Genomic DNA, 629 nt, shown 5'->3' with positions numbered 1-629 from the left:
TGCGTTTTAAGGGATTCGAACCCCTGGCCCACGCCTTAGAAGGGCGTTGCTCTATCCAACTGAGCTAAAAACGCATACTTGGAGCGGGTGAAGGGAATCGAACCCTCGTAACTAGCTTGGAAGGCTAGCACTCTACCATTGAGTTACACCCGCATATTGGAGCGGAAGACGAGATTCGAACTCGCGACGTTCACCTTGGCAAGGTGACGCTCTACCACTGAGCCACTCCCGCTTATTTAATTGGTGCAGATGAAGGGAGTCGAACCCCCACGCCAAAGGCGCTAGATCCTAAGTCTAGTGCGTCTGCCAATTCCGCCACATCTGCATAATTTGGTGGCTCACCGGGGAATCGAACCCCGGACACCATGATTAAAAGTCATGTGCTCTACCGACTGAGCTAGTGAACCCTATGGCTGGGATAGCAGGATTTGAACCTACGAATGCCAGAGTCAAAGTCTGGTGCCTTACCGCTTGGCGATATCCCAACATTGTTTTGACAGTTATTTATTATAATATGTTAATTATAACCTGTCAACACTTTTTAAATTTTTAATGGGGTGGCCGATGGGACTCGAACCCACGACACCCAGAGCCACAACCTGGTGCTCTACCAACTGAACTACGGCCAC

The 629-nt window shown here is 49.8% G+C and carries 7 tRNA genes; all 7 read right to left on the bottom strand.

The annotated features are described in order from the left end of the window. Nucleotides 1-74 (bottom strand) — tRNA-Arg (locus tag AZI32_RS17365). 5 nt (nt 75-79) lie between these two features. Further along, nucleotides 80-153 (bottom strand) — tRNA-Gly (locus AZI32_RS17360). A 4-nt stretch (nt 154-157) separates the two neighbouring features. Continuing rightward, a tRNA-Gly gene (locus AZI32_RS17355) sits at nt 158-232 on the bottom strand. 9 nt (nt 233-241) lie between these two features. Next, nucleotides 242-325 (bottom strand) — tRNA-Leu (locus AZI32_RS17350). 6 nt (nt 326-331) lie between these two features. After that, nucleotides 332-407: transfer RNA gene (locus AZI32_RS17345), tRNA-Lys, on the bottom strand. 3 nt (nt 408-410) lie between these two features. Next, nucleotides 411-485, bottom strand: a tRNA-Gln gene (locus AZI32_RS17340). Nucleotides 486-553: 68 nt separating this feature from the next. Continuing rightward, nucleotides 554-629: transfer RNA gene (locus AZI32_RS17335), tRNA-His, on the bottom strand.

Source organism: Clostridium sp. ATCC 25772, assembly GCF_001573875.1.
In the GTDB taxonomy this organism is placed as follows: domain Bacteria; phylum Bacillota; class Clostridia; order Clostridiales; family Clostridiaceae; genus Clostridium_J; species Clostridium_J senegalense.
The sequence above is the reverse complement of the archived record's forward strand: the minus strand, read 5'-3'. Positions and strand labels throughout refer to the sequence as shown.